Below are 6,601 nucleotides of genomic sequence, written 5' to 3' on the forward strand. Positions count from 1 at the left end.
GAACAATAGGGATCACCAGATGACCAGCTTCACCGATATCGCGGTCGAGACCACCGGCCACGTCGCCTTGATCGAAATCCGGCGTCCGCCGCTGAATTTCTTCGACATCTCTCTGATCCAGCAGATCGCCAACGCGCTCGACGAGATCGACGCCAATCCGGAGATTCGCGCCACCGTGCTGGCCGCGCAGGGCAAGGCGTTCTGCGCCGGCGCCAATTTCGGCGATCCGAAGCGGCAGGAAATCGAAGCCAAGGCGGCACAGGGTGACCCGGCCGACAGCCTTGGCCAGATCGGGCATCTCTATATCGAAGCCGTGCGGATCTTCCGCGCCAAGAAGCCGATCATCGCCGCGGTGCACGGCGCCGCGATCGGCGGCGGCCTCGGCCTCGCGGTGTCGGCGGATTTCCGCATCACCTGCCCCGAGGCGCGGTTCTCGGCGAATTTCACCAAGCTCGGTTTCCATCCCGGCTTCGGCCTGACGGTGACGCTTCCGGAGCTGATCGGCCAGAACAACGCCGAGCTGATGTTCTACACCTCGCGCCGCATCACCGGCGAAGACGCGGTGAAGATGGGGCTCGCCAACGAGCTGGTACCGCTCAATGAAGTCCGCAGCGCCGCGCTGAGACTCGCCCGCGAGATCGCCGAATGCTCGCCGCTCGGCCTGCTCTCCACGCGCGCCACGATGCGCGCCGGCCTCGCCGAGCGGGTGATGGAAGCCACCGAGCACGAACTCGCCGAGCAGACGAGACTGCGCGCCACCGAGGACTTCAAGGAAGGCGTCAAGGCGACGGAAGAACGGCGGGCCGCGAACTTCCAGGGGCGGTGACGGTGTAGCAACGATTCGTCAGCCCCGAGTCACCATCTACCCCAGGCGGTCATTCCGGGGCGCGCGTAGCGCGAGCCCGGAATCCCGAAGCGTTCTGCGACTCCTACGTTTCAACAACTGCGAGATTCCGGGTTCGCTCCGCTTCGCGGAGCGCCCCGGAATGACTCGGGGTTAGTTCGTGAGCTTGAACGTGACGCCGGCGAGCGTGAAGCCGTCGGGTTTGAGAGTAACACCCTGCGCCTTCGCGGCCTCGCGCACCTTGGCCACGTCCGCCACCTTGAACGTCAGCGCCGTCATCGCTTCGCTGGCGCCCGGCACGAAGCGGAAGGTTGCGTTCGGCAGCTTCAGCTCCGCAACACCGTCATCGCTCTCGCTCACGGGTAGTTCGAGAATCCGTCCCCAATGCGTCGCGAGGTCCGCCGGGTCGGGGCTTTGCATCTCGACCGCGGTCAGAGCCTGCGTCGTATCGGTGCGGATCGCCTTGTCCCAATCGGGGCCGGCGGGCGGATAAGGGCCGCGGATGTTGTTGCTGCCTTCGGTATGATTCAGCTCGATGAAGGCGGCGCGGCAGTCGCGGGGGTGGAGTTGCACGCCATGATAGGGCGCGTGGTCGATGACGTTGGCGGTGCGCACGCCGAGGCTGGCGGCGTGGCGGCCGCGGGCGTCGGGATCGTCGCAGCAGAAGATCGCCATGTAGCCGCCGCGGCCCTGGGTCTTCTCCAGGAAGCGTCCGGCCGCGGTGCCGGGCTGGGTCGGCGCAACAATTTCGAGGAGCGTGGTGCCCACCGGCAGCAGCACGTTCTCGAGGCCGTATTTGCCGACATGCGGATCGCGATAGCAGATGTTCAGCCCCAGGATCGCGGCGAGCTGCGACGCGGCAGGCTCGAGCGGCTCGGTGACCAGGCAGATCTGGCGCAGGCGGAGAAACGGCGCCATCGTCAGCGGCCCTGGAACGACGGCTTGCGCTTCTCGACGAAGGCGGCGGCGGCTTCCTTGTGGTCGGCGGTCTCGGCGCAGCGCGAGTGATGCAGCGCCTCGGCGTCAAAGCAGGCTTCGAGCGACAGGCTCTCGGCGTTGTTGATGTTGGTCTTGATGTAGCCGAGCGTCACGGTCGGACCCTGCGCCAGCGACAGCGCCAGCTCGTGCGCGGCCTGTTCGACCTCGGCGTCGGGCACCACCTTGGTGACGATGCCGAGCGATTGCGCCTCCTGCGCGGTCAGCACCGGCGAGGTCAGATACAGCTCGCGTGCTTTCGCGGCGCCGATCAGATGGGTCAGGAAATAGGTGCCGCCAAAATCGCCCGACAGGCCGACCTTGGCGAACGCGGTGGTGATCTTGGCCGACGCACCCGCGACGCGCAGATCGCAGGACAGCGCCATCGACAGCCCGGCGCCGGCCGCCGCGCCGTCGATTTGCGCCACCACCGGCTTCGGCAGCTGATGCAGCAGGCGCGACACTTCCATGCCGCGGCGCAAATTGGCGACCTTCTGTTCGAGCGGCGGCGGCGCACCGGCGGCCGCCATCGACTTGACGTCGCCGCCGACGCAGAACGTGCCGCCTGCGCCCTTCAGCAGCACGGCACGCACCTCAGGATCGTCCTTGGCGCGATGCGCCGCCTCGACCAGGCCGCGGATCATGTCCTGATTGAGCGCATTGCGCCGCTCGGGGCGATTCATCGTGATGGTGAGAAGGCCGCGATCGAGATGCTGCAGGACGATGTCAGTCATGGTGGTCCTTGTTGTTGGGCCGGTTGGCGGCCGGGTACCTCAGTTTCGCCATTGCGAGCCACGGGGTCGGCGTGAAGCGCCGCCCGATGACAGGCTCCGCGAAGCAATCCAGGGCTCAGTGCACGGGGCTGGATTGCTTCGCTACGCTCGCAATGACGGTTGCGATTACTTCTTCACCAGCGGGCAGCGCGACTGTTCGAGCGGCTGGAACGCCTGGTCGGCCGGGACAGTGGCGATCAGCTTGTAGTAGTCCCAGCGCTCCTTGGACTCGGCCGGCTTCTTGACCTCGAACAGATACATGTCGTGCACCATCCGGCCATCGGCGCGGACCTTGCCGTTCTTGGCGAAGAAGTCGTTGACCGGCATCTCCTTCATCTTGGCCATCACGGCGGCCGCATCGGTGGTGCCGGCGGCCTTCACGGCGTTGAGATAGTGCGTCGTTTCCGAGTACAGACCCGCCTGCGCCGAGGTCGGCATCCGCTTGGTGCGCTCCATGAAACGCTTGGAGAAGGCGCGGGTGTCGTCGTTGAGATCCCAGTAGAACGCATCGGCCAGCAGCAGGCCCTGCGCGGTCTCCAGCCCGATGCTGTCAATGTCGCTGATGAAGGCGAGCAGCGGCAGGATCTTCTGACCGCCCTTGCGGGTGATGCCGAATTCGGCTGCCTGCTTGATGGCGTTGATGGTGTCGCCGCCCGCATTGGCGAGCCCGATCACCTTGGCGTTCGAGCTCTGCGCCTGCAGCAGGAAGGACGAGAAGTCCGAGGTGTTGATCGGATGCTTGACGCCGCCCAGCACCTTGCCGCCCGACGCCTTGACCACATTGGTGGCGTCGCGTTCGAGATCCTGGCCGAACGCGTAGTCGGCCGACAGGAAGAACCAGCTGTCGAGCCCCTGCTTGACGGTGGCGAGGCCGCTGACATTGGCGAGCGCGTAGGTGTCGTAAGCGTAGTGCATCGTGTAGGGGCCGCAGGCCTCGTTGGTCAGCCGGACCGAACCGGGACCGGAGTACATGATGATCTTGCCACGCGCCTTGGCGATCTCGCCGGCGGCGAGTGCGGTCGCCGAGGCGGCGACGTCGATGATCGCTTCGACGCCCTGATTGTCGATCATGTCGCGTGCGATGGTGGCGGCGATGTCGGCCTTGTTCTGGTGGTCGGCCGCGATGATCTCGATCTTGCGGCCGAGCACGCTGCCGCCGAAATCCTCCGCCGCCATCTTGGCGGCGGTCTCGCTGCCGGTGCCGGTGATGTCGGCGTACAGACCGGACATGTCGAGAATCGCGCCGAGCTTCAGCGGCGGCTGCGACTGCGCTTGTGCCAGCGATACAGCGCCCAGCGACAGACAGGCAACAAGGGTTGTCCGAAACAATTTCACAGCGTCCTCCCTGACCGGCGCCGACTTCAGCCGCGGCGCTTCTGATCGAGGTGCGATCATGCCGTATCGGTCCCGCAGCAGCAAGCGACCAGGATTTCCGGCGGATGGAATGCGCTTGCGTGCAGCGGAAGCGATTAGTAAGCGAGCAAGCTGTGAGAGCTCAGTCGATGGCGACACCGATCCGATCAGCACGCAAACAAAGCGCGGCGCTGACCGCGCTCGTGCTGCTCATGAGCTGCAGCTGCATGCACGCCGGCTGCGCAGATCTGCCCGTGCAGGGTAACGGCATCGTGGCGACGGTCGACGATCCGCGCAGCCTGCGGCTCGATGACGGGCGCGAAATTCGGCTCGCGGGCCTGGAGACCGAGCCGGCGCACAACGCGGCCACGATCGCCGCCGTGTCGGCGCTACGCGGCCGGCGCGTGACGCTGCACGGCATCGACGATTCGCCCGACCGCTACGGCCGGCAGCCTGCTTATCTGGTCGTGGAGGGTGAAACGATGTCGGTGCAGGAAGCTCTGCTCCGCGAAGGCCATGCGGCGGTCGGCCTGGGTATCGGGTCGGCGGAATGCCGGGCCGAGCTGCTGGCTGCCGAAACGGCGGCCCGCGACGCCAGGCTCGGGCTGTGGGCGGAGCCCGGCGTGCTGCTGCAAGCCGGGGACGGCGAGGCACTGCTGGCTCGCGCCGGCCGCTTTACGGTCGTGGATGGCAGGGTTTTGTCGGTGCGCGAGGCCGGCAGCATGATCTTCCTGAACTTCGGCCGGCGCTGGACTCGGGACTTTGCGGTGACTATTTCAAAGCGCATATTGGGGTCGTTCGAGGCCGCGGGCATCTCGCCCAAGTCCTTGGACCACAAGCGAATCCGAGTCCGCGGCTGGATCGAGCGGCGCACCGGCCCGCAGATCGGGATTCGCGAGGTGGGACAGATCGAGGTACCGGGCGCGCGCTAGCGCCCGCGAAAGAGCCATACGTGAGCGGATCCGAGGGACGGCGCAACATTGGGACAAGCCGCCGCTGGCTGGTGCTGCCGCTGTTCGGCGCGCTGGTGCTGTCCGGCTGCGGCGATTTCCGCCGGTTCGAGACCGCCTCGATCCCTTCCAGCACACCCGCCGCGGCGCCGAAGCCGGCGCGGCCGCCGGCACAATCTCCGGCTGCCGAACGCGAGCATGAGCGCATCCTCGCCACCTATGGGGGCGCCTACGACGATCCCCGGCTGGAGGCGCTGATCACTTCCACCGTGGACCGGCTGGTGGCCGCGTCCGACCGGCCCGACCTCACCTACAAGGTGACGATTCTCAATTCCGGCGCGATCAATGCCTTCGCGCTGCCGACCGGGCAGCTCTACGTCACCCGCGGGCTGGTGGCGCTGGCCAGCGATACATCGGAATTGTCGTCGGTGCTGTCGCACGAGATGGCGCATGTCCTGGCCAAGCACGCGGCGATCCGCGAGGACCAGGCGCGGCAGGCCGCCTTGGTGACGCGCGTCGTCACCGACATGGGCAACGATCCCGAACTCACCGCGCTGGCGCTGGCCAAGACCAAGCTGTCGATGGCGAGCTTCTCGCGTCAGCAGGAGCTCGAGGCCGACGGCATCGGCGTCGGCATCTCGGCGCGCGCGCAGTTCGATCCGTTCGGCGCCGCGCGCTTCCTCACCGCGATGGAGCGCAGCGCCGCGCTGAAAGCCGGCCGCAGCGGCGATACCCGGTCGCAGGACTTCTTGGCCTCGCATCCTGCGACGCCGGAACGGGTGCGCAATGCGCAAGCCAATGCCCGCCAGTATGCGTCGGCGGAGCAGACCGCCAAGGGCGAGCGCGACCGCGAGACCTATCTCAACGCCATTGACAACATCGTCTACGGCGAGGACCCGAGCGAAGGTTTCGTGCGCGGCCGCCGTTTTCTCCATCCCAAGCTCGGCTTCACCTTCCAGGCGCCCGAGAGCTACACGCTCGACAACACCGCGCAGGCGGTGATCGGCGTCCGCGAAGGCGGCAGCCAGGCGATGCGGTTCGACGTGGTGCGAGTGCCGGCCGAACAGTCGCTTGGCGACTACCTGAATTCCGGCTGGATGGAAAACGTCGACAAGAGCTCGACCGAGGAGCTGAGTATCAACGGCTTCCCGGCCGCCTCGGTGGTGGCGCGCGGCGATCAGTGGCAGTTCAAGGTCTATGCGCTGCGGTTCGGCAGCGACGTCTACCGCTTCATCTTCGCGACCCGGCAGCGTTCCGCCGAAAGCGAGCGCAATGCGCGTGACACCGTCAATTCGTTTCGCCGGCTGACGCTGGATGAGATCCAGGCGGCGCGGCCGCTGCGCATCAAGGTGATCACCGTGCAGCCCGGCGATACCGTCGAGTCGCTGTCGCACCGCATGGCCGGCGTCGACCGCCCGCTCGAACGCTTCCGCGTCCTCAACGGCCTCGAAGCGAACGGCACCGTGAAGCCGCGCGATCTGGTGAAGATCGTGGTGGATTGAGGCGCGGTCCGATTTTGCTTTGATAGCTTCGGCCGGGTCTTCTGCGAGCCGGTGAATCCGCCGCGGGCGCGGCCTGCCTCTTCTCCCCGCGCAGCGAGCTATCGCTTAGGAGAGCACGCGGACGCCGCGAGGACCACCCTCCCCTGGAGGGGGAGGGTCGCTCGCGCAGCGAGCGGGGTGGGGTGGCGAAGAGTTTATCCGCTG

6 protein-coding genes are annotated in these 6,601 nt (G+C 66.8%); 3 read left to right on the forward strand and 3 right to left on the reverse strand.

Annotated elements, in window-relative coordinates:
• Window positions 1-19 precede the first annotated feature (19 nt).
• Window positions 20-826 (forward strand): enoyl-CoA hydratase/isomerase family protein, encoded by an 807-nt coding sequence (locus tag D4Q52_RS09130; RefSeq protein WP_119856221.1) that lies wholly within the window; start codon window positions 20-22, stop codon window positions 824-826.
• Between the two features lie 171 nt (window positions 827-997).
• On the opposite strand, the gene D4Q52_RS09135 is transcribed toward D4Q52_RS09130, so the two are convergent.
• From D4Q52_RS09135 to D4Q52_RS09145, 3 genes are all read right to left on the reverse strand, one after another.
• Complete coding sequence (locus D4Q52_RS09135) at window positions 998-1,762, reverse strand: VOC family protein (RefSeq protein ID WP_119856222.1); 765 nt, start codon at window positions 1,760-1,762, stop codon at window positions 998-1,000.
• Between the two features lie 2 nt (window positions 1,763-1,764).
• Complete coding sequence (locus D4Q52_RS09140; RefSeq protein WP_119856223.1) at window positions 1,765-2,553, reverse strand: enoyl-CoA hydratase; 789 nt, start codon at window positions 2,551-2,553, stop codon at window positions 1,765-1,767.
• Between the two features lie 165 nt (window positions 2,554-2,718).
• Window positions 2,719-3,927 carry an ABC transporter substrate-binding protein gene (locus D4Q52_RS09145; RefSeq protein WP_234831127.1) on the reverse strand — a complete coding sequence of 403 codons (1,209 nt, stop codon included), beginning with the start codon at window positions 3,925-3,927 and terminating at the stop codon, window positions 2,719-2,721.
• Between the two features lie 167 nt (window positions 3,928-4,094).
• On the opposite strand from D4Q52_RS09145, the gene D4Q52_RS09150 reads away from it, so the two are divergent.
• Together D4Q52_RS09150 and D4Q52_RS09155 are read left to right on the forward strand one after the other, a co-directional pair.
• Entirely contained in the window at window positions 4,095-4,877 is a 783-nt protein-coding gene (locus D4Q52_RS09150; RefSeq protein WP_119856224.1) for a thermonuclease family protein, read from the forward strand.
• 20 nt (window positions 4,878-4,897) lie between these two features.
• A complete protein-coding gene (locus D4Q52_RS09155; protein WP_119856225.1) occupies window positions 4,898-6,397 on the forward strand; it encodes a M48 family metalloprotease in 1,500 nt (499 codons plus the stop codon).
• Window positions 6,398-6,601: the final 204 nt, after the last annotated feature.

Source organism: Rhodopseudomonas palustris, from assembly GCF_003591005.1.
Classification (GTDB): domain Bacteria; phylum Pseudomonadota; class Alphaproteobacteria; order Rhizobiales; family Xanthobacteraceae; genus Rhodopseudomonas; species Rhodopseudomonas palustris_K.

What these genes read in the sequence shown, in the direction of transcription:
- D4Q52_RS09130 (WP_119856221.1), top strand. Translation starts at nt 20, where the DNA reads ATGACCAGCTTCACCGATATCGCGGTCGAGACCACCGGCCACGTCGCC.
- D4Q52_RS09135 (WP_119856222.1), bottom strand. Translation starts at nt 1,762, where the DNA reads ATGGCGCCGTTTCTCCGCCTGCGCCAGATCTGCCTGGTCACCGAGCCG.
- D4Q52_RS09140 (WP_119856223.1), bottom strand. Translation starts at nt 2,553, where the DNA reads ATGACTGACATCGTCCTGCAGCATCTCGATCGCGGCCTTCTCACCATC.
- D4Q52_RS09150 (WP_119856224.1), top strand. Translation starts at nt 4,095, where the DNA reads ATGGCGACACCGATCCGATCAGCACGCAAACAAAGCGCGGCGCTGACC.